At 73.2% G+C, this 21,475-nt stretch carries 14 protein-coding genes; 7 read left to right on the top strand and 7 right to left on the bottom strand.

Translation table 11 applies throughout. The annotated features are described in order from the left end of the window. The first annotated feature begins 34 nt into the window (after positions 1-34). Positions 35-2,503, top strand: coding sequence for a hypothetical protein (locus ACFWWU_RS07435; RefSeq protein WP_384140283.1), 2,469 nt, complete (start codon positions 35-37; stop codon positions 2,501-2,503). On the opposite strand, the gene ACFWWU_RS07440 is transcribed toward ACFWWU_RS07435, so the two are convergent. The 5 genes from ACFWWU_RS07440 to ACFWWU_RS07460 form a co-directional block, all read right to left on the bottom strand. Next, the gene (locus ACFWWU_RS07440) at positions 2,473-4,881 is read right to left on the bottom strand and encodes a right-handed parallel beta-helix repeat-containing protein (RefSeq protein ID WP_384140285.1); all 2,409 of its coding nucleotides are present in this window, start codon (positions 4,879-4,881) and stop codon (positions 2,473-2,475) included. The two genes, ACFWWU_RS07435 and ACFWWU_RS07440, sit on opposite strands and share 31 nt — an antisense overlap. A 277-nt stretch (positions 4,882-5,158) precedes the next feature. Next, the gene (locus ACFWWU_RS07445) at positions 5,159-5,767 is read right to left on the bottom strand and encodes a hypothetical protein (RefSeq protein WP_384140288.1); all 609 of its coding nucleotides are present in this window, start codon (positions 5,765-5,767) and stop codon (positions 5,159-5,161) included. A gap of 102 nt (positions 5,768-5,869) precedes the next feature. After that, complete coding sequence (locus tag ACFWWU_RS07450) at positions 5,870-6,694, bottom strand: MOSC domain-containing protein (protein WP_384140291.1); 825 nt, start codon at positions 6,692-6,694, stop codon at positions 5,870-5,872. Positions 6,695-6,760: 66 nt separating this feature from the next. Continuing rightward, a complete protein-coding gene (locus ACFWWU_RS07455; RefSeq protein ID WP_384140294.1) occupies positions 6,761-7,270 on the bottom strand; it encodes a DUF6643 family protein in 510 nt (169 codons plus the stop codon). A 317-nt stretch (positions 7,271-7,587) separates the two neighbouring features. Continuing rightward, a complete protein-coding gene (locus tag ACFWWU_RS07460) occupies positions 7,588-9,015 on the bottom strand; it encodes a glycosyltransferase (RefSeq protein WP_384140297.1) in 1,428 nt (475 codons plus the stop codon). A gap of 58 nt (positions 9,016-9,073) precedes the next feature. On the opposite strand from ACFWWU_RS07460, the gene ACFWWU_RS07465 reads away from it, so the two are divergent. From ACFWWU_RS07465 to ACFWWU_RS07490, 6 genes are all read left to right on the top strand, one after another. Beyond that, the gene (locus tag ACFWWU_RS07465; RefSeq protein ID WP_384140300.1) at positions 9,074-9,868 is read left to right on the top strand and encodes a glutamate racemase; all 795 of its coding nucleotides are present in this window, start codon (positions 9,074-9,076) and stop codon (positions 9,866-9,868) included. A gap of 62 nt (positions 9,869-9,930) precedes the next feature. Beyond that, positions 9,931-10,497 (top strand): hypothetical protein, encoded by a 567-nt coding sequence (locus tag ACFWWU_RS07470; RefSeq protein ID WP_384140303.1) that lies wholly within the window; start codon positions 9,931-9,933, stop codon positions 10,495-10,497. Between the two features lie 100 nt (positions 10,498-10,597). Further along, entirely contained in the window at positions 10,598-12,226 is a 1,629-nt protein-coding gene (lnt, locus tag ACFWWU_RS07475; protein WP_384140306.1) for an apolipoprotein N-acyltransferase, read from the top strand. Positions 12,227-12,236: 10 nt separating this feature from the next. Next, the gene (locus ACFWWU_RS07480) at positions 12,237-12,719 is read left to right on the top strand and encodes an NUDIX domain-containing protein (RefSeq protein WP_384140309.1); all 483 of its coding nucleotides are present in this window, start codon (positions 12,237-12,239) and stop codon (positions 12,717-12,719) included. A 55-nt stretch (positions 12,720-12,774) separates the two neighbouring features. Then, a complete protein-coding gene (locus tag ACFWWU_RS07485) occupies positions 12,775-13,644 on the top strand; it encodes a 3-hydroxybutyrate dehydrogenase (protein WP_384140312.1) in 870 nt (289 codons plus the stop codon). A gap of 80 nt (positions 13,645-13,724) precedes the next feature. Then, positions 13,725-15,617 carry a helix-turn-helix domain-containing protein gene (locus tag ACFWWU_RS07490; RefSeq protein ID WP_384140315.1) on the top strand — a complete coding sequence of 631 codons (1,893 nt, stop codon included), beginning with the start codon at positions 13,725-13,727 and terminating at the stop codon, positions 15,615-15,617. A gap of 67 nt (positions 15,618-15,684) precedes the next feature. Here ACFWWU_RS07490 and ACFWWU_RS07495 read toward each other — a convergent pair whose 3' ends face one another. Beyond that, positions 15,685-17,052, bottom strand: coding sequence for an MFS transporter (locus ACFWWU_RS07495; RefSeq protein WP_384140318.1), 1,368 nt, complete (start codon positions 17,050-17,052; stop codon positions 15,685-15,687). Positions 17,053-17,511: 459 nt separating this feature from the next. Next, positions 17,512-20,973 carry a DNRLRE domain-containing protein gene (locus ACFWWU_RS07500; protein WP_384140321.1) on the bottom strand — a complete coding sequence of 1,154 codons (3,462 nt, stop codon included), beginning with the start codon at positions 20,971-20,973 and terminating at the stop codon, positions 17,512-17,514. Between the last annotated feature and the right edge of the window lie 502 nt (positions 20,974-21,475).

Raw genomic sequence — 21,475 nt, forward strand, 5'->3', positions numbered from 1 at the left:
TCGCATCCTCCCACTCAGAGAGGAAGTCCCCTAAGTGTCCCCTGCCACACCCGCCCCGGAGACCGGGGGCGCGGCGCTCGAACTCCTCGTCCACGGAGTCGGCGGAGCCACCCCGCAGTCCATGCTCGACGACCCCAGGACCGTACGCGTCACCGGCGACCGGACCGCCGCCGTGTACCGGCGGACCGAGGACCTCGACGCCGATGAGCACCCCGAGCGGTACGCCGCGCGGCCGGTACCTGAGGCGTACTGCTGGTCCAACCTCACCTCCGGCGACGGCAGCCGCGCGCTGTGGCTGCTGCTCCTGCCCTTCATGGTGGCCAACCTCGCCCACTGGATGCGCCCGCCCGCCCAGGGCCGGCCCGGACTCGTCCGGCTGTACGGGGTCCTCGTCCGGCTCGTCGCCCTCACCCTCACCGTGCTCCTCACCGCCGCTGCCTGCGAGGTCGCGCTCGATCTGACGGCCTGGCAGTGCGCCGGCACCGCGGCCTGTTCCGACGCGTACTCCTGGCTCGGCTTCCTCGCCGCCGACCGCGGCGGCTGGTGGTCCGCGCCGGGGCGCCGACTCGCCCTCGCCGCGGTCGTGCCGACGGCGCTCGTCGGTCTGCTCTGGTACCTGTCTCACCGGACCTGGAGCGCGTACGAGGCCCAGCGCCCGCCCACCGGCTACGACGCCCCCGCGCCGGAGCCGAAGGCCGAGACGCGAGCCGAGACGCGAGCCCAGACGCAAGCCGAGACGCGAGCCGCCGCCCGCACCGGCGCTCACGCCGACACGGAGACCGCCGACCAGGAGGAGACCGGCCCCCCGAGCCCCACCCCCGCCGAGCCCCGCCCCGCCCTCGGCCGTCCCGGATTCTGGTACGGGCGGCGCCTCGTCGCCCGGCTCCGGGGCGCGCACACCGCCGCCGGGTTCCTCACCGTCGCCGCGGCCCTCGCCACCGTCACCGCCCGCCACGACACGGGGGAGCGCGCGGCCTTCGGCCTCGCTCTCCAGGCCGGCCTCGTCGCCCTCGGCGCCGTCGTCCTGTGGGTCGTCTGCCGTCGGGGCCGCAGCGAGCGGCGCCTCGACCTGCGCGTCGAGCGCGCCCTCGTGTCCTGGCTGCCCGGCTCCGCCCTCGCCCTGCTCGTCCTCACCGCCGTGCACGCCTGCCGGCCCCGCCCCGGCTGGGTCTCCCGCGGGACCCTCCCCGGGGACGCCGCCTTCGGCGCCCTCACCGTCGCCCAGGGCGGCCTGGTCGTCGCCCTCGGCGTGGTCGCCCTGCTCCTCCAGCGCCCCCGCAGGGACCCGGGCACCGCGCTGCGCGGACTCGGCGGCCCCGCCGTCGCCATGCTCGCCTGCGCCCTCGCCGGCGTCATGTCCGGAGGCGTCGCCCAGCGCGTCGCCGACTGGCTCGACGGCCCCGGCGGGGCGCACGGACCCCGGATCGGCCCGCCCGTGCTGCTCAGCTGGCAGGCGTCCGTGATCCCCGTGCTGCTCCTGCTGCTGCTCGTGCCCGCCGCCCTCCTCGCCGCACGGACCGTGCTCGACGCGCGGCGGCTGCGGACCGCCGTCGAGGCCGACTACGGCGCCGCGTGCGAACCGGACCCGGTCCGCACGGGACAGATCGCGTCCGGCCGGGCCCGCGCGGCGCTCACCGACTCCGCGCCCGTCCTCGTCGGCGTCGTCTCCGGCGCGACCCTGCTCCTCGGGGCCGCGTCCGTCGCCGGAGCCTGGGCCAGCGGAAACGTCCCCGGCCGGGCCTTCGACGGCGCCCACCCCGCGATCGCCTCCACCGCCTCCGCCGCCCAGGCCCTCGGCTCCTGGATGATCGGCTTCGGCTTCCTGCTCTTCGTCACCTGGGGCCGCCGCGCCTACAAGGACGCCTCGGCCCGTCGCACCATCGGCATCCTCTGGGACGTCGGCACCTTCTGGCCGCGCGCCGCCCACCCCTTCGCCCCGCCCTGCTACGCCGAACGGGCCGTCCCCGACCTCACCTGGCGCATGAGCTCCTGGACCCGCGGCACCGGCGGCCGGCTCGTCATCTCCGGCCACTCCCAGGGCAGCGTCCTCGCCGCGGCCGCCGTCTGGCAGCTCCCGCCCGCCACCCGCGGCCGGGTCGCGCTCCTGACCTACGGCTCACCCCTGGAGCGGCTCTACGGGCGCTGGTTCCCCGCCTACTTCGGCCCCGAGGCGCTCCGGTCCCTCCACCGCACGGTCCACTGCTGGAGCAACCTCCACCGCGCCACCGACCCCATCGGCGGCCCCGTCCGCGTCCCCGCGGAGGCGGACCGGCCGGCCGTCGACGAAGACGTCCTGCTCGACCCCGTCGCGTACGGCCGCACCCGTGAACACCCGCTGCCGGAACCGATCCTGGGCCACTCCGACTACCAGGCCGACCCGGCGTTCGCCCAGCGGCGCTCCGCGCTCCTCGACCAGCTGCTGCCTGCCCTGCCCCGCCAGCGTGGGCCGAACGCCGGCGACCGTCAAGATCGTCAGGGGAGTTCGGGAAGGTCCTCGGGATAGAGCAGGGTCAGGTCGTCCGTGCTCGGCTCGGCGAGCGCGGCGACCCGGCCCGCGTGCCGCTCCACCATCGACTCGAACGTCTGCCGCGCCGTACGGCCGTTGCCGAAGGCCGGACCCTTGGGCAGCTTCGTGAAGTAGGTGAGCAGCGCCTCGTCCGTGCCCGGTACGAGGCGGTACTCGTGCTCGTCGGCCTGCTGCCCCACGATCCGCAGGAGCTCGTCCGGCGCGTAGTCGCCGAAGCTGATGGTCCGTGAGAAGCGGGACGCCACACCGGGGTTGACGGTGAGGAAGCGCTCCATCTCCGCCGTGTACCCGGCGACGATGACGACCACCGCGTCCCGGTGGTCCTCCATCAGCTTCACGAGCGTGTCGATCGCCTCGCGGCCGAAGTCCCGCCCCGAGTCCTCCGGCGACAGCGCGTAGGCCTCGTCGACGAACAGCACGCCGCCGCGCGCCCGGTCGAAGGCCTCCTGCGTACGGATCGCGGTCGAGCCGATGTGCTCGCCGACCAGGTCCACCCGGGAAACCTCCACCAGGTGGCCCCGCTCCAGGACGCCGAGGGAGGCGAGGATCTCGCCGTAGAGCCGGGCCACGGTCGTCTTGCCGGTGCCGGGGTTGCCGGTGAAGACCAGATGGCGGCGGACCGAGGCCGCCTTGAGGCCCGCCTCCTGACGCCGACGCCCCACCTCGATCATGTTGGTGAGCGTCCGCACCTCGTGCTTCACGCTCTCCAGGCCCACCAGGGCGTCCAGTTCGCCGAGGACGTCCTGCGAGGAGCAGGCCTCGGGCACCGGAACCACCGGCGCCGGGGCGGCGGCCGGCTGGGTACGGGGCACGGGAACCGACCCGAGGAGCCCCGCGGACTGCGTGGCCGTCAGGGCGGCGCCGCCGTCGGGCACGGAGGAGCGGACCGCGCTCTCGTCGCTGGTGCAGTCCTCCGCGACCGCGCCCTCCTCCGGGAACTCGTACCCGCCGCGCGCGCACCGCTCCGTACGGCACTTGCGCAGGCTCGTCCGGCAGCCGTCCGTCACGTGGAACCCGTATCCGCCGCTGCCCGTGACCCGGCAGCCGTGGAAGGTGCCGCGGCCCTCGGCCGACACGTAGAAACCGGCCTCGGCGGGCGAGGTGACCGTGCACCGGTCGATCGTGGGGTCGGCGCCCTTGGTGACGATGACCCCGGTCTGCACGGCGTCGATCGTGCACCCCGCCAGGGTGCCGCCGCTGCCGTGGTCCCGGAACCAGGCGCCCGTGGAGGCCTCCCGGATCCGGCAGTCGTCGAGCTGGGCCGTCGCCCCGTCGCTCACCGACACCGCCGTGTTGCGCACCTGCGACAGGTCGCTGTCGACCACGTCCACGCGCGAACCGCGGTCGAGGACGAACAGCGCGTCCGGCACGTCGTGCACCCGGCAGGCGTCGAGGACGACGGTCGCGCCGTCGCTCACCCACACCGCCGGGTAGTCGCCCGTACTGTCGTGGATCTCGCACTGGTTGGCGTCCACGCGCGTGCCCGGGTCCCACACCGACAGACCGTTGCGGCCGAACCGGCGGACCGTCGACCGGGTCAGGGTCAGCACCGAGCGCGAGCGCAGGTCGACCGCGTTCTCCGGGACGTCGTGGATGTCGCAGTCGGAGAGTGTGAGGACCGCGTCCGTGTCGAGGGTGATGCCGTCAGCCGACGTGCGGTGCACCGACGAGTCGGTGAGGTGTGCGGTGGCGCGCGCCGCGATCTGGATACCGGCGCCCTTGATCTCGTACACCTCGCAGCCGACGCCCTCAAGGCCGCTGCCCTCGCCGGTGACGGCGATCCCGGCGCCGGAGGCGTGGTGCACGCGGCAGCGCTCCAGACGCGGATGCGCCCCGCCGCGCACCGAGATGCCCGCCTGCCCGGCGGAGACCACCTCGCACTCCTCGAACACCCCGCCCGCGCCGTCGACCACCGCGATGCCGACCCCGGCCGGGTTGTCGATCGTGCAGCGGCGGACCGTCGGGCGGGCGGCGCCCCGCACCTCGATCCCGGCGGCCGAGCGCGTCATGATCCGCAGGTCGAGCAGCTCGGGCGTGCCGTCCTCGACGAGCAGCGCGGGCGCGGCGACGTCCTGCCCCTCGATGTGCAGGTCCTGGACGGTGACGGAGGCGCGGACCGTCAGCGCCACTCCGTCCGGCGGCGCGATCCGCACCGAGCCGAGCGACGCCTCGGGGCCGCGCAGGGTGACGGCCCGCCGCACGACCAGGTTCTCCCGGTAGGTGCCGGGCGCGACGGTGAGGACGTCCCCGTCGCTCGCGGCCTCCAGGGCGGCGGCGAGAGAGGCGTACTCACCCGTGCGGCGCCGCCACCGCGATGTGCCGGTGTGCGTCACCTGGACCGTGCCCTGTGCCATGGGTGTGCCCTGCCCCCGCCTGATGCCTCGCCGCTGTTCCGATGCCCCACCGTAGCGCGCGCGATGGGTAGGGGGTGTCGAGCCGATCAGGCCGGATCAGGGAGTGGGGTCCGGTGCCGCGGATCGCACGGTGGAGGAGGGAGTCATGGCGAGTGACGGCAACGCGGCGAGGCGCGGTGCCAGACCCCGCGAGCCCGGCCTGATCGGCTCGACACCCCCTGAGGGCTGACGGGTCGTGAGGGCTCACCACTACGGGGTACGGGGGAGGGGGTACGGGTCAGCTGCCGGTGTCCGCGCGGCCCCAGTCGGGGCCTGCCGAGGCCCACGCGCGGTCGAGGCTCGCGTACCGCCGCAGGACGAGGCGGCGTACGGCGAGACGGCGGACGGTCTCCACGAGCAGGCCGGTGAGGAGCGCGGCCATCAGACCGGCGATGGTCGCGTGCGCGCGGGCCGTGCCCGCCGGCATCGGCGGCGCCACCGGGCGCCCGTCCCGGTCGGTCCAGAGGGTGAAGGCGTCGCCCGGCGTGGAGAGCCGCCGCGCCGTGGGCACCGTTCCCGTCCGGGCCGTGCCGTCCGGGGCGGTCCAGCGCGCCACCACGGACCGGCGCAGCCGCTCCTCCCCGGCGGTCTCGGTCGTACGGGGGCCGCTCGCGGATCCGTCCGCGAGGCGCACGACCCGGGCCGTCGTCGGCAGTCGCTGCTCCGCTTGCGCGCGGACCGCGCGCTGGAGCGAACCGTGCGCGGACGAGCCCGCGGCCCAGCCGGCCAGGGGCACGAGGAGGCAGAGGAGCGCGGCGGCCGTGAAGGCGACCCACGCCTCGACCAGATCCGTGGTCCGGCGCAGGGGATTGCGGCGCCAGCGCCAGACACCGGTGGCTGCGCGCACCTGGGGACCCCCTCGTCGTTCGCCGCTGTTCCGACGAGTGTGCCCCGGGTGAGCGTTCCCCGCCTGCCGGGCCGCTCGGGACGGCGGAGTCCCGGCGGCGTCTCAGTCGAGGATCTTCACGAGGTCGCCGACCCGGACCGTGCCGCGGTGCTCGGGGACGAGGTTCTGGCCGAAGATGACGCGGCCGTCGCGCTTGCGGTGCAGGGCGAGGGAGCGCAGCGGCTCCTTGCCCCGCTCGGCGGTGAACTGGTTCGTCGTGGTGACGACGCAGCGCCCGCAGGGCCGGGCGACGCGGAAGGTGACCGCGCCGACGGCCAGCCGGGTCCAGCCGTCCTCCGCCCACGGGTCGGTCCCCTCGATCACGAGGTTCGGGCGGAACCGGTTCATCGGCAAGGGCCCCTCGTGGGCGCGGTCGCCGTCCTCGATGAGGGAGTTCAGCGCGTCGAGCGAGGCCGTCGTGGCGGCGAGGAGCGGATAGCCGTCCGCGAAGCTCACCGTCTCGCCGGGCAGCGCGTACGCGGGGTCGACCGGCCGCCGGTGCTCGGGCGCGTCCATGTGGACGAGCCGGGCGTCCGTCTCCAGGTGCGCGGAGAGCCAGGCGGCCGCCTCGTCACCGGCCGGGACCGCCTCCACGTACTTGTCGAAGATCTCCATCGTCACCGTGGCCGTGGGGGACGGCACCTCGACCGTCAGCGTCCGCCGGCCGGGCGCGGACAGCGCGACGCCGCCGTCCGCCAGGAGCTCCGCCGTGGCCAACGCCATCCGGGGGTGACGGCGTTGGGTCACGACCTTGCTCGCGGCGTCGACGACGGCCCAGCGACGGTCCCCGGCGAGCCCCCAGGGCTCCACCTCGGCCTCCGAGGGGGCCAGCGCGCGCATGGCCTTCACCGGGTGGACGTGGAGGGAGCGGAGTACAGGTGTGGACATACCGTCATCCTGCCAGCCGCTCCGGACCTCGTCGGCCGGTGCCCTCGGCGGTCGCCTCCGCCCCGGTCAGTAACCGCCGCCCTGGTAGGGACGGTTGTAGGGGTCCTGATACATCGCCGGTGCCGGGGCCGGGACGGGCGCCGGAGCCGGTACGGGCCGCGGGGCCGCCGGGCGCATCGCCTCGTACCCCGAGGCGGCCGGGCGGGGCTGCTGCGGGTACCCGCCGCCCTGGTAGCCGCGCGGGGCGACCGGCTGCTGCGGGATGTACGGGGTGGGGGCGTGCTGGAGCGGTGCGGGGGCCATCTGCGGGGAGGGCTGCGGATAGCCGTACCCACCGCCGTAGGCGGGGGCGGGGTGCGGGGTGGGCGCCGCCGGAAGGGCGGGCAGGGCCGCGGGGAGCGCCGGCAGATAGGAACCGCTTCCGGGGAAGCTGCCGGTGTCGTAGGCGGCGGGCACTCGGATCGGGGCGATCTGAGGCGTGCCCCGCTCCGCGACCAGGGAGTCGTAGATCGGGGTGTCCGGGAAGGACGGCGCGGTGTGGTAACCGCCTCCATAGGTGGAGCGGGGGGAGGTCATGGCACATAAGTTAAGCCCACGATGTGCTGGATGGGGAGCCTGATTAGAGGGTTGTTTGACGGGCTTCGTGAACAGGTGGATCCCCAATCCGAGCGAACGTGACAAAAACGGGCGGCGCGCAGCACCAAGATCGTGTAAAAGCCGAGTTCGGAGGGGGTTACCGGCGGGTTCCGGCCCCGCGAGGCCCCCGGCGTACCCCGGCGTGAAGAGCGGATAAAGAAATGGTGCCGGGAAGACGTGGAGGAAGTGATCATGGGCATGCTTAGGCGTCAATCCGAGGGAACCGGGGGCGATGCGCACGCGCCGAATTGACGGCGCTACTCCCCGTGTCGGGAAACGTAATTGCCGGCGTACGTGCGTCCCTTCCACGCCGCCCCCCGGCCGCGGTAGTGCTGCACGGCGGAGTCCACGGTCATCAGGAGATAGAGGAACGCGGTGAAGGGGAGCAGGGGCGCGAGCCAGAGCGGCTGCCGGTAGTAGCGCAGCATCGGCACGTACGTCCCCGCCATCACCGCCCAGGCCGCACCCCCGGCCCACGCCGCCGCCGCGTCCCGCGTCACCGCGCCCGCCGCCAGGGCCACCGGCGGCACCAGATAGACCACCACGAGACCCGCCACCGTCCCCGCGAGCACCAGCGGGCTGTACCGCAGCTGCGCGTACGCGCTCCGCGACACCATCCGCCACAGCTCGCCGAGGCCCGGGTAGGGGCGGATGCTGTCGACCCGCTCCGCGAGCCCCAGCCAGACCCGCCCGCCCGCGCGCCGTACCGCCCGCGCCAGCGACACGTCGTCGATCACCGCCCGCCGGATCGCCTCCGGCACGCCGGCCGCCACCGCCGTCTCCGTCCGCAGCAGCACGCAGCCGCCCGCGGCGGCGGTCGCGCGGGGCCGCGCCCGGTTGATCCAGCGGAAGGGGTAGAGCTGCGCGAAGAAGTAGACGAACGCGGGCACGACCAGCCGCTCCCACGGGCTCGCGACGCGCAGCCGGGCCATCTGCGAGACCAGGTCCAGGTCGTTCGCCCGCGCCGCCGCGACGAGCAGCCGCAGGCTGTCCGGCTCATGGGCGATGTCCGCGTCCGTCAGGAGCAGGAACTCCGGCTCACGCGCGCGTGCCAGGGCGATACCGTGCCGCAGCGCCCACAGCTTCCCCGTCCAGCCGGGCTCCGGCTCGCCCGGCGACACGACGGTCAACGGCAGCCCACCGCACCGCTCGGCGGGCTTGGCCCGCGAGCCCGGCCCGACGGCCGCCGCGCGCTCGCCGGAGATGACCGGCTCGGCCTGCTCGACCGGCTCGGCCCGCTCGACCGGCTCGGCTCGCTCGACTGGCTCGGCCCGCTCGGCCCGCTCGACCGGCTCGGCCCGCTCGACCGGCTCGGCCCGCTCGACCGGCTCGGCCCGCTCGACTGGCTCGGCCCGCTCGACCGGCTCGGCCCGCTCGGCTCGCTCCGCCAGTTCGGCGGCGAGTCGGCCGGTGCCGTCCGTGCTCCCGTCGTCGACGAGGATCACCTCGGCCTCGCCGGGATAGTCCTGCGCCAGCAACGACGGCAGGCTCAGGGGCAGCACCTCGGCCTCGTCCCGCGCCGGTACGACGACGACCACCCGCGGCCACCCGCCCCCGGCGCGCACCCCCCGGCCTTCGTCGACCGGCGGCAGACGCTGGTCCGTCCGCCAGAAGAAGCCCTGGCCGAGCAGCAGCCAGAACCAGACGGCCAGGGAAGCGATCGCGAACCAGGCGAAGATGCTCATTCGCCGCAGTCTGCCCCAGATCGCCGGGTGTGCGAGGCCCATCGGCTAGGGTGACCGGGTGAAGATCGCGCTCATGGATTCCGGAATCGGCCTGCTCCCGGCGGCAGCCGCGGTGCGCCGGCTGCGGCCGGACGCCGATCTGCTCCTCTCCAACGACCCCGACGGCATGCCGTGGGGTCCGCGTACCACCGAGGACCTCACCGGGCGCGCCCTCGCGGTCGCCCTCGCCGCCGCCGAGCACGGGCCGGAAGCGCTCATCGTGGCCTGCAACACCGCCACCGTGCACGCCCTGCCCACCCTGCGCGCCGCACTCGAACCGCAGATCCCCGTCATCGGCACCGTCCCCGCCATCAAGCCCGCCGCCGCCGGTGGCGGCAAGGTCGCGATCTGGGCCACCCCGGCGACCACCGGCAGCGCCTACCAGCGCGGACTCATCCGCGAGTTCGCGGACGGCGCCGAGGTCACCGAGGTGCCCTGCCCGGGGCTCGCCGACGCCGTGGAGCACGCCGACCGGGACGCCGTGGACCGGGCCGTCGCCGCGGCCGCCGCCCTCACCCCGGCGGACGTCCGCGCCGTCGTCCTCGGCTGCACCCACTACGAGCTCGTCGAGGAGCGCATCCTCGCCGCCCTGGAGGCGCGCGGCCGGGCCGGGCTGCCGCCGATCGTCTTCCACGGCTCCGCCGACGCCGTCGCCGCGCAGGCGCTGCGCCGGATCGGCGCCGAGCCCGCGCCCGACGCGGACCCCACCGGCGGCCTCTCCGTCCTGCTCAGCGGCCGGCCCGGACAGCTCCCCGCCACCGCCCTCGGCTACGCCGAAAGCCGCCTCCTCGGGGCCACCGCACCCGCTCACTGACCGTGAGGGAGCGAGCGCGCTCCGGCGCGCTGTTTCCCGCGACGCTGGGTACGCTTCCTGACATGAGGCAGTACCCCCGGGACCAGCGCGCCGACAAGCGGACACCCGCTGTCTGGACCGGCCGCGCCACCAACCGCCTCCAGTGGCTGGCGGCCGCGGCGGGCGCCGCCTGCATGGCCCTGGGCATCACGATCGCCGTCGAGTCGGCCTGGACCTCCGGCATCGCGGCCCTCCTCATGGCGGTGATCGGCTGCGTGGCGGCCGGACTCCTCGTCCTCTTCGGCACGCTCGCCTTCGTGCACGTGGCCGTCAGGGTCGACGACCGCGCCATGGAGGTCCGCTGCGGCCACATCGGCCTGCCGCGCCGGCGCATCCCCCTCTCCCACGTCGTCGGCGCCGACTTCGCCCCGAGCGTGACGCCGCGCCAGTGGGGCGGCTGGGGCTACCGCTGGCGTCCGGAGAAGGGCACGGCGGTGATCGTCCGGCGGGGCGAGGGCCTGGTCCTGCGCCTCGGTGACGGCCGTACGTTCACGGTCACGGTCGACGACGCCGAGTCCGCGGTCAGGGTCATCCGCGACCGCCTCCGCCACCCGGCCCCGCCGGGTCCGCCCGCCGCGACGGGCGTCTGAGCCCCGGTGCCGGCCACCCGCCGGCCGGCGAGGGGACGACCCGGTCACCGGGCCCGCACCTGCCTCGGTGTCGACAGGGACGCCCCGTAGACTCCGCAAGGTGAGCGCCACCACCACCGACACCCCCGCACCCACCCCCGCGTCCGGAGCCGACGGCTCGCCCGCGCCGGGTTCCCCGCTGCGACGGTTCGTGCGGCCCGCGACGGCTCTGCTGTCCGGGCTCCTGCTCTTCCTGAGCTTCCCGCCGCGCCCCCTGTGGTGGCTCGCCCTGCCCGCCTTCGCGCTGCTCGGCTGGACCCTGCGGGGCCGCCGCCTCCGCGCCGGGTTCGGAATCGGCTATCTGGCCGGTCTCGGCTTCATGCTCCCGCTGCTCGTCTGGACCGGTGCGGAGGTCGGCCCGGTGCCGTGGGTCGCCCTCGCCGCGATCGAGGCGCTGTTCGTCGCCGCCGCCGGCCTCGGCATCGCGGCCGTCTCCCGGCTTCCGTGGTGGCCTTTCTTCGCGGCCGGGGTGTGGGTCCTCGGGGAGGCGGCACGCGCGCGCGTGCCCTTCGGCGGCTTCCCCTGGGGCAAGATCGCCTTCGGGCAGGCGGACGGCGTCTTCCTGCCGCTCGCCGCCGTCGGCGGCACCCCCGTGCTCGGCTTCGCGGTCGCCCTGTGCGGATTCGGTCTGTACGAGGCGTACCGGCGGTTCCGCGCCGCTCGCGCCACCGGCACCGTCCCCCGCGGCCCGCTCGCCGTCGCCGCGCTCTCCGTGCTCCTTCCGGTCACCGGCGCGGTCGCCGCGCTGCCGCTCGTCGACGACACGGCCGAGGACGGCACAGCCATCGTCGCCGCCGTCCAGGGCAACGTGCCCCGCCTCGGCCTCGACTTCAACTCCCAGCGCCGCGCTGTCCTCGACAACCACGCCGCCCGGACCCGCGAGCTCGCCGAGGCCGTCAAGGCGGGCCGCGAGCCGCAGCCCGACTTCGTCCTGTGGCCGGAGAACTCCTCGGACATCGACCCGTACGCGAACCCCGACGCGGCCGACGTCATCGACGGCGCCGTCCGGGCCGTCGGGGTGCCCACGGTGATCGGCGCGGTCGTCTCCCCGCCGACCGGCAAGCTCCGTAACACCCTCATCGAATGGGACCCGGAGCGCGGCCCCGTGGCCACGTACGACAAGCGGCACGTCCAGCCCTTCGGCGAGTACATCCCGATGCGGTCCTTCGTCCGGCTCTTCAACAGCAACGTCGACCGGGTCAGCCGCGACTTCGGCCCCGGTTCGAAGGTCGGCGTCTTCGACCTCGCCGGGACCAAGGTCGGCCTCGCCACCTGCTACGAGGCGGCCTTCGACTGGGCCGTGCGCGACACCGTCACCCACGGCGCCCAGCTCATCACCGTCCCCAGCAACAACGCCACCTTCGGCCGCAGCGAGATGACCTACCAGCAGCTCGCCATGTCCCGGGTGCGGGCCGTCGAGCACAGCCGGTCGGTCGTCGTGCCCGTCACCAGCGGGGTCAGCGCGGTGATCCGCCCCGACGGCGAGATCGTCGCGCAGACGAAGATGTTCACCCCCGACGTCCTGGTCGAGAAGGTGCCGCTGCGCTCCTCGCTCACCCCGGCGACCCGCATGGGCACCCTGCCCGAGGCCCTGCTCGTGGCACTCGCGGCCGCCGGCCTCGGCTGGTCGGCGCTCCGCTCCGTACGCGCCCGGCGCCGGTCTCGGATCGCGGATGATCCGATGATCTAGGGTCGGCGTCATGGCTACCCCTGACTTCATCCGTACGCTGCGCGAGACGGCCGGACACCAGCTCCTCTTTCTGCCGGGGGTGAGCGCCGTCGTCTTCGACGACCTGGGCCGGGTCCTGCTCGGCCGGCGGTCGGACAACGGGATGTGGGCGGTCATCGGCGGCATCGTCGAGCCCGGCGAGCAGCCCGCCGACTGCGCGGTGCGCGAGGTGTACGAGGAGACCGCCGTGCACTGTGTGCCGGAGCGGATCCTCCTCGTGGAGACCCTGCGCAAGCCCGTCGTCTACCCCAACGGCGACACCTGCCAGTACATGGACGTCGCCTTCCGCTGCCGTGCCGTGGGGGGAGAGGCCCGGGTCAACGACGACGAGTCGACCGAGGTCGGCTGGTTCGCGGTGGACGACCTGCCGGAGATGAAGCGCTTCTCGTACCTCCGGATCGAGAAGGCGCTCGCCGACGACCCCGCATGGTTCCGCACCACAGAGACTGGCTGAACTATGGGCGGAGACCACATGGGTGGGGGAGTGGCCGGTTCATAGGGTGCGGAGCATGAGCGCCCCCATCACCGCCCTCGGCTCCGAGTCCGAGTTCGAGTCCGAGCCCGAGTCCGGATCCGTCTCGGTCTCCGCCTCCCCCTCCCCCCTGCCCGGGGTCGTTGCCCTCGACCTCATCGGCCGCACCGCGCTCGTCACCGGCGCGGCCAGCGGCATCGGGCGTGCCTGTGCGCTGCGGCTCGCCGCCGCCGGGGCCCGGGTCAGAGCCGTCGACCGGGCGGCCGAGGGCCTGGAGACCCTGGCGGGCGAGGCCGCCCGCCTCCCCGGGAGCGTCGAACCCCGGCTCCTCGACCTCACCGACCTGGACGCGGCCGAGGGCGCCGCCGCGGGGGCCGACATCCTCGTGAACAACGCGGGACTCCAGCTCGTCCGCCCCATCGAGGACTTTCCGCCGGACGTCTTCCACACCGTGCTCACGGTCATGCTGGAGGCACCCTTCCGCCTCATCCGGGGCGCGCTGCCGCACATGTACGCCCAGGGCTGGGGCCGGATCGTCAACCTGTCCTCCGTCCACGGGCTGCGCGCCTCCGCCTTCAAGTCCGCCTATGTGGCCGCCAAACACGGCCTGGAAGGCCTCTCGAAGACCGCCGCCCTCGAAGGCGCCCCGCACGGCGTCACCTCCAACTGCGTCAACCCCGGCTACGTACGCACCCCGCTCGTCGAGCGGCAGGTCGCCGACCAGGCCACCGCCCACGGCATCCCCGAGGAGCGGGTCCTCGCCGAGATCCTGCTCAAGGACTCGGCGCTCAAGCGGCTCATCGAACCGGCGGAGGTCGCCGAGGCCGTCCTCTACCTCTGCACCCCGCAGGCCTCGTTCATCACCGGCACCTCGCTCACCCTCGACGGCGGCTGGACCGCCCACTGAGGAACGCCCCTGCGGATGCCGCGGTGAAGGTTGTCCACAGGGGTGGTGCGACCACACGTTCGGCAGGTATCCCTGTGTCCATGTCCCACGAACACGTCTCCTACCTGGAACTCCTCGCCCGGGGAGCCGCGACGGAGGCCTACGACCGGCCCGTGCTGCTCGCCCGTGCGAGCGGCGCGGGCCCCGAGGCGCTGGCCGAGCTGGAAGAGGCCAAGCTGCTCGCCCTGCGCGTCCGGGCCGAGCTGGAGGGGCGGCGGCGCCGCGAGGCGGAGCTGTCCGCGCTCTTCGCGACCGCCCACGACCTCGCGGGACTCCGCGACCTCGACGCCGTGCTGCGCGCCATCGTCCAGCGCGCCCGCTCGCTCCTCGGCACCGAGGTCGCCTATCTGAGCCTCAACGACCAGTCCGCGGGCGACACCTACATGAGGGTCACCGAGGGCTCCGTCTCCGCGCGCTTCCAGCAGCTGCGGCTGGGCATGGGCGAGGGACTCGGCGGGCTCGTCGCCCAGACCGCCCGCCCGTACGTCACGGACGACTACTTCGACGACGCGCGCTTCCAGCACACCCGAACGATCGACACGGCCGTACGGGACGAGGGCCTCGTCGCCATCCTCGGCGTGCCGCTCAGCCTCGGCAGCCAGGTCATCGGCGTCCTCTTCGCCGCCGACCGCAGGGCCAGGGTCTTCGAACGGGAACAGGTCGCGCTGCTCGGCTCCTTCGCCGCGCACGCCGCCGTCGCCATCGACACGGCCAACCTCCTCGCCGAGACGCGTTCGGCCCTGGCGGAGCTGGAGCGGGCCAACGACATCATCCGCGAGCACAGCGGTGTCATCGAGCGGGCCTCCGAGGTCCACGACCGGCTCTCCGAGCTCGTCCTGCACGGCGGCGGCGTCCACGACGTGGCCGACGCGGTCTCCGAGGTCCTCGGCGGCGCCGTCGAGTTCACCGAGGCGGACGCCGGATCGGTCCGCCGCGCGGAGGGCCACGCCGTCCGCGAGGGCGACGACTGGGTGGCCACCGTCTCCGCAGGCGGCGAGAGCCTGGGCGCCCTCGTGCTCAGCGGCCGGCCCGACCTCGACCCCGTCGACCAGCGGACCCTGGAGCGGGCGGCGCTCGTCACCTCCCTGCTGCTGCTCGCCCGCCGCTCGGCGGGCGAGGCCGAACAGCGCGTACGGGGCGAACTCCTCGACGACCTCCTCGACGCCCCCGACCGCGACCGCCGCCTGCTGCGCGAGCGCGCCGCCCGGCTCCGTGCCGACAGCGACGCGCCCCACGTCGTGCTCGCCGCCCGGGTCGACCGGGCGGGCGGCGCGGCCGACACCGACGCCGACCGCCGGGAGAGCGCCGACCGGCGGCGCCTCGGGGCGGCCGCCTCGCACCTCGCCGCCACCCGGCACGGACTCGCCTCCGCCCGCGACGGAGGTACGGTCCTGCTGCTGCCGCTCGGCCCCGGCGAGAGCGCCGCCGACCTGGCCCGCCAGACGGCCCGTCACCTCGGTGGCACCCTGCGCGAGCCGGTCACCGTCGGCGCCTCCGCCCCCGTACGAGCACCCCTCGACCACCCGGACCAGGTCGCCGTCGCGTACGAGGAGGCCCGCCGCTGCCTCGACGCGCTCCGGCTCCTGCACCGCTCCGGCCAGGGCGCGGCCGCCGAGGATCTGGGCTTCCTCGGGCTGCTTCTCGCGGACAGCCGGGACATCGACGGCTTCGTCGACCGGACCGTGGGCCAGGTCGTCGCCTACGACCGCCGCCGCGGCACCGATCTCGTCCGCACCCTGGACGCGTACTTCGCGAGCGGCATGAGTCCCGCCCGTACCAAGGACGAGCTCCACGTCCACGTCAACACGGTGGCCCAGCGCCTGGAACGGGTCGGCCGGCTCCTCGGCCCCGACTGGCAGTCCCCGGCCCGCGCCCTGGAGATCCAGCTGGCCCTGCGCCTGCACGCGCTCGCGGCGGCGGTCCCGGGGAAGTGACGAGCGAAGAGCCTCGTGCCCCGCCAGGAGCGAGCGGGGCACGAGGCTCTTCGACGTTCGATATCCGTCAGACGTCGGCACCGACGCGGGGCTCCCGGGGGGTCCGCTCCGCGATGTCGCCGAGATCGCGGTCGCGGGTCTCCTTGGCACAGGCGATGGCGACGACCGTGAGCAGCGCGGCGGCGATCACGTACAGGGCGATCGGGGTCGAGTCGCCGTAGTCGGCGAGCAGCGCGGTCGCGATGAGCGGCGCCGGTGCGCCGGCGGCCACGGAGGAGAACTGGGCGCCGATGGAGGCGCCGGAGTAGCGCATCCGGGTCGCGAACATCTCGGTGAAGAAGGCGGCCTGCGGCGCGTACATCGCCCCGTGGAGTACCAGGCCGACGGACACGGCGAGCAGCAGGGAACCGAACGTGCCCCGGTCGATGAGCGCGAAGAACGGGAACATCCAGGCGCCGACACCGATCGCGCCGATCAGGTACACGGGGCGGCGGCCGAGCCGGTCGGAGAGCGCGCCCCAGAGCGGGATCACCGCGAAGTGGACGGCGGAACCGATGAGGACGGCGTTGAGGGCGGTCTGCTTGGAGAGGCCGACCTGGGTCGTCGCGTAGACGAGGATGAACGCGGTGATGACGTAGTACGAGATGTTCTCGGCCATGCGGGCGCCCATGGCGATGAGCACGTCCCGCCAGTGGTGGCGCAGGACCGCGACCAGCGGCATCTTCTCGACCTGTCCGCCGACCGCCTTGCGCTCCTCGGCGGCGGCGAGGGCGGCCTTGAAGACGGGCGACTCGTCGACGGAGAGCCGGATCCAGAGGCCGACGATCACGAGGACACCGGAGAGCAGGAAGGGAATGCGCCAGCCCCAGGAGACGAAGGCGGCGTCCGAGAGCAGCGCGGTGAGCGCGGACAGCACACCGGTCGCGAGCAACTGCCCGGCCGGCGCGCCGGTCTGCGGCCACGAGGCCCAGAACCCGCGCCGCTTCGCGTCCCCGTGCTCGGACACGAGGAGCACGGCCCCGCCCCACTCACCCCCGAGCGCGAACCCCTGCACGAGGCGCAGGACGGTCAGCAGCACCGGAGCGGCGGAGCCGACGGTCGCGTGGGTCGGCAGAAGCCCGATGGCGAACGTCGCCCCACCCATCAGAAGCAGGCTCAGCACGAGCAGCTTCTTCCGCCCGAGCCGGTCCCCGTAGTGCCCGAACACCAGCGCCCCGAGCGGCCGGGCGGCGAACCCGACGGCGTACGTCAGGAAGGACAGCAGGGTCCCGACCAGCGGATCGGACTCGGGGAAGAACAGCTTGTTGAACACGAGCGCCGCGGCGGACCCGTACAAGAAGAAGTCGTACCACTCGATGGTGGTCCCGATGAGACTGGCGGCGACGATCCTCTTGAGGGAGTTGGGTGGCGTCGGGGAGGGTGTTGCGGCGGCCATGTGCACCACTTCCAGGCAAGTGCGGGGACGATTCGGTGTCGCCATACCGTAGGAAGGCGCAGGTCAGGGTCGTATGTGGTGGGACACCATAGTTCGGGTGTGCCGTGTGCGCCCGGCCTCCATGGCCTGCTGTCGCGACCCTGCCGAATGCCCGAGAGGGGCCGGGAGAGGGGCTGTCCGGGTTGCATTGATCGGGCACGTTTTGGTGGTGCGGTGCCGACTCCCGTGCTGGTTTGGTGCTGACTGAAGTCCCATGTCAGTACCCCTGCCGACCTCTCCCGTGCTGACTTGGTGCTGACTACGCAGCGTTGAACCCGGCATCTGCGACAGACGGGGTTCCGATGGGTGTGCGATGGTCGCCGGCGGGTTGCATCTTGGACGGAGCCAGAGCAGCGAGTAGGCCGCCGCCCTTTGGGGCGACGGCCTACTCGTCGGGCAAGGGCCGGCGGGGATCTGTTGTCAGCCGATTGCGAGGCGGGTCTGCCAGTAGTTCCTCGGCGACATGATCTCCGTGCCGGAGCCGGGGAGTACGGTCCTGGCGCCCGCGTAGAGCCGGACGCTGCCGTTGGCGGGGACGGTCCAGACGTCGGGGATTCCGTCGCCCGTCACGTCGGGGGTGCCGATGAGGCGCGGGATGCTGGTGCTGGACCAGCCGGCGGAGCCGTAGACGGTGTCGGTTCCGTCCTTGGAGGCTGCCGCCGTGGCGAGAGAGGCAAGGTCCACGCCGCCACCGGCGGGCTTGCCCTTGCGGAGGAGGAGGCGTCCGGAGTCCTGGCGGAAGACGAGGTCGGTCACCGCGTCACCGTCGACGTCGAGGACGGTGACGATGTCCTGGGTGTTCCACGGGGTGGAGGCGATCTGCTGGGCCTGCTGGACGGTGGCGCCGTGGTACCCGGTGAAGGCCCACAGCACGTCGCCGGCCGTGACGAGGAAGTCGGCTCTGCCGTCGCCTGTCATGTCGCCGGCCGACATGATCTGGGTGAACGTGCTGGGGCTGGGCGCGTTGGCCGGCAGCAGGATCTCCCGGCGTTCGTCGATGTTGACTGCCCCGTATCCGTCACCGGGATAGACCCACAGTTTGTCGCCGAGCCGGACCACGAGGTCCTGGAGACCGTCGGCGCCGTAGATGTCGCCATTGTGGGTGATCAGCGGGTTGTTCTTGAAGTGGCCGTTGGGCGCGGCCACATAGGCGGGCAGGGTGTCACCGTTGGGGTCCTTGTCAGGGTTGCCGCGATAGGCACCGGACATGGAGTAGCCGAGCTTGCCGCCGGGCTTGGTGATGTCCGCGGTCTGACCGAGGGAGGGGTAGAGGGCGAGGTTGCCGCCCTCTGTGACGACCATGAGGTCGGGGAGCTTGTCACCGGTGAAGTCGCCCGGTGTGTCGGCCTCGTCGCGCGGGGTGACGTAGAAGAAGTACTTGGTCGCCTCGGAAACGTTGCCCGCCTGGTCGATGGTGCGCACGAAGAGGACGTTCGGGCCGGCGGTGGGCGGCTTGAGGTCGGTGACGGCGGTCTCGACGCTGGGCGACGTACCGGCGGTGCGGGCCTTGGAGAAGTTGTAGGCGGCGTTGTTGAAGCTGTACTCGTACTTGACGACGTCGCTGTTCAGCGCCCGGAGGTAGAAGGTGCCGGGGGAGCCGAACTTGACGGTGCTCCAGATGCTGTCCTCGGCGTCATTGGCGAAGCCGTTCTCCTTGACGTCGGCGTTCGGGAAGACGTCCGAGCGCACCTTGGGAGGCTTCGGGGCCGCGGTGTCGAGGACGAAGCGGCAGGGCGTATTGGCGGGGGAGTAAGAGGAGGTGGCGTTCGCGGCGTCGACGGCCCTGACCCGCCATGAATAGAGCGTGTTGTTGGTGAGGTTGGTCGTGGAGAACGCGGGCGTGGTGCGAAGGGCCTCCGACGTGCTGCCGCCGACGGAAACGGTGCCGGCACCCTTGAGAAGGTCCTTGGTGGTGTCCCACTGGCCGGTCGGCCACAGGTCGAAGTCGAGTTCCTTGAGGTTGGAGTCCTTGTCGGTGGCCTTCGCAGTGAAGTACACGGTGCCGGAGCCCATGCGGACGTACGGCGGAGTCGTCGTGCACTTGGCTTCCGGGCCGAGATCGAGGTTGGTCGGCGGCGTCGGCTTGCGGTTGTAGACGAGGACCAGGACGGGACCGTTCTCACCGTTGGCCTGGAACTTCTTCCAGGCGTACTGGGACTTCTCGTTGCCCGCGCGAAGCCCGAAGGTGATGCTGTTCCAGCTGCCGTCGGCGGCCTGCTGAGCGGTCTTCTTCACGTCGAAGGTCTCGTACGCGTCGCGGCACCCGGACTTGTAGCCGTGGGCGAAACTGCGCGCGGCGATCTGGTTCCCGTCGTGCAGCTTCGGGGCGTTCTTCCAGTTCGTCTTCGAGCTGATCTTCCCGGAGAGGTGCACGGTCATCTGGCGCGCGCTGCACGACCAGGAGTACGTCTCCAGCAGGCGCAGCTTCGCGCTGGAGATGACCGTTCCCCGCAGCGAGGGGTCGAAGTCGACGGTGAAGAAGGACCGGGAGGTGCCCCAGGAGTCGGATTCGAACCCGACGCGTGCCTCGTGCGTACCGCCCTTGTTGAAGTTGCGCCCGTTGTAGAACGTGGCCTGGGGGTGACGGCTGTAAGCGGTGGTCCAGTTCTGCGTGTGCTTGGTCACCGAGGGGTCGATGAACACGGGGTAGACGGTGGCCGGATCGGTCAGGAAGTCCGGGTCGGGCGTCAAGGTCCACTGGTCTGCGGCGAGGTCGGCCTCGACCAGGGCGCCGCGGGTGTCCGGGCCGGGACCGTCGAGCGAGGGGAGCGCGAGCGTGGCGGCGGAGCCGCTCTGGGAGGGTGCGGGCGTGGGCTCGGTGGGGACCGGCGGAAGCGTCGGCTCCGAGACGGTGGGCGCCGGCTCCTCGGAGACGGTGGGCAGGACCTCGGACTCGGCGTCGGTCTGCTCATCGGACTCGACGTCGACCTCGGTCGTGGCCGTCGCGGTGGGTTCCGGCTCGGTGCTCGGCGTGGAGGTAGGGGGCGCCTCCGGGGCGGTCGGCTGCGAACTCGCCCCGACCTGGCCGTCGGTGACCGCGGGCTGACCCGAGCTGTCCCACATCAGGGGCGAGGGGGAGAAGGCGACCTCGTCGCCGTTCTTGTTCTCGGCCGACACGATGTCGGAGAGCGGGTCGACGCGGAAGAGCAGCGTCGGCGACGTCAGGCCGTAGGTGAGCTGGGCGACGCGCGGGTCGGCGGCGGCCTGCCGGTTCTTGACCACCAGCAGCTGGGCGAACCCGCCGTCGTCGGCGGTCAGCACCAGGTCGGCGCCCGGCAGGATCTCCGGGTAGAGGATGCGCGAACCGTCGACGATGGGAGTGGGGATCGGTCCGGGCCACGTCAGCTGCACGATGCCCTCGCCTATGTCGAGGGAGGCCAGCGGGCTGGGCGTGTCCTCCGCTCGCGCGAGGGCACCCCGTACGAGGGAGACCCGCCGGACCACGCGCGAGGCCCGGTCGTCGTGGCCCGCGGTGTGGGCGGTTCCCGCCGAGAACACCATGTGGGTGTTGGTGGCGGCCGGCTCCCAGCCCGCGTCGGTCCGGCGCAGGGTGGTGTCGATCGGCTTCCACGAGCCGTTGACCTTCGCGCGGATCGGCGAGACGTACTGGCGTCGCTCAAGCAGCCGGTCAGGGCGGGCGAACGTACTGGAACTCGGGGTGCGCAGCTCGGTGATCTCGACCGGCTTGCCGGTGCGGGCGGCCCGGCTCATCGCCACGGCCGTCGTGACCTCCTTGACCACGGGCCGTGGCGGCGATGCGTCGGGGTGGCCGTCCTCGCCACCGCCGAGACCGGCCCAGGTGATGCCGGTCGCGGCGATGGCGGTGGCCACGGCCGCGGCGATGGTGCGACGCCCAGGTCGTCGGCGCCAGATGCCCTTCATACGGGACTGCTCCCCTTCCCCCTCGTGCCGGCAGCACGGTCGCGCCGGTGCGCTGCGGCACCGGCCATGACACCGCCGGCGAACGACGACGGGGGTGTGGGCAGGGCATGGCGGGGTGGGCAGCGTGCAGATCATGGCCCATCGAGACGTGCCCGTCACCCCGCCCGCCGACCCGGCCGCGGGAGGGCACGCGGCGCGCACAAGGGTGTGGTGAGCCGTCCGAACCGACGGAACAGAGCCCTCCGGCACAGCATGGCCTGTTTGTGGCTCCGCAAAACACGACAACACCGCATGAAATGAAGGGAGTTGAGGAGGGAATCTAGGTAATTAAGCCTGAATACCCCTTTAGTGAGCGGAAGTTACGCGCCATCTGAATAGGTTCAAGAGTCGCGTTGGGGTCGCTCTGGGAGGGTGCGCCACCTATGCGCGGTGATGATCACCACACCACCCCCTGTTGTGTGGCGGATCTTCATAGGGAGGCCACAGAATCTGCGCCATCTGC

This window comes from Streptomyces sp. NPDC058650 (assembly GCF_042717315.1).
Taxonomy (GTDB): domain Bacteria; phylum Actinomycetota; class Actinomycetes; order Streptomycetales; family Streptomycetaceae; genus Streptomyces.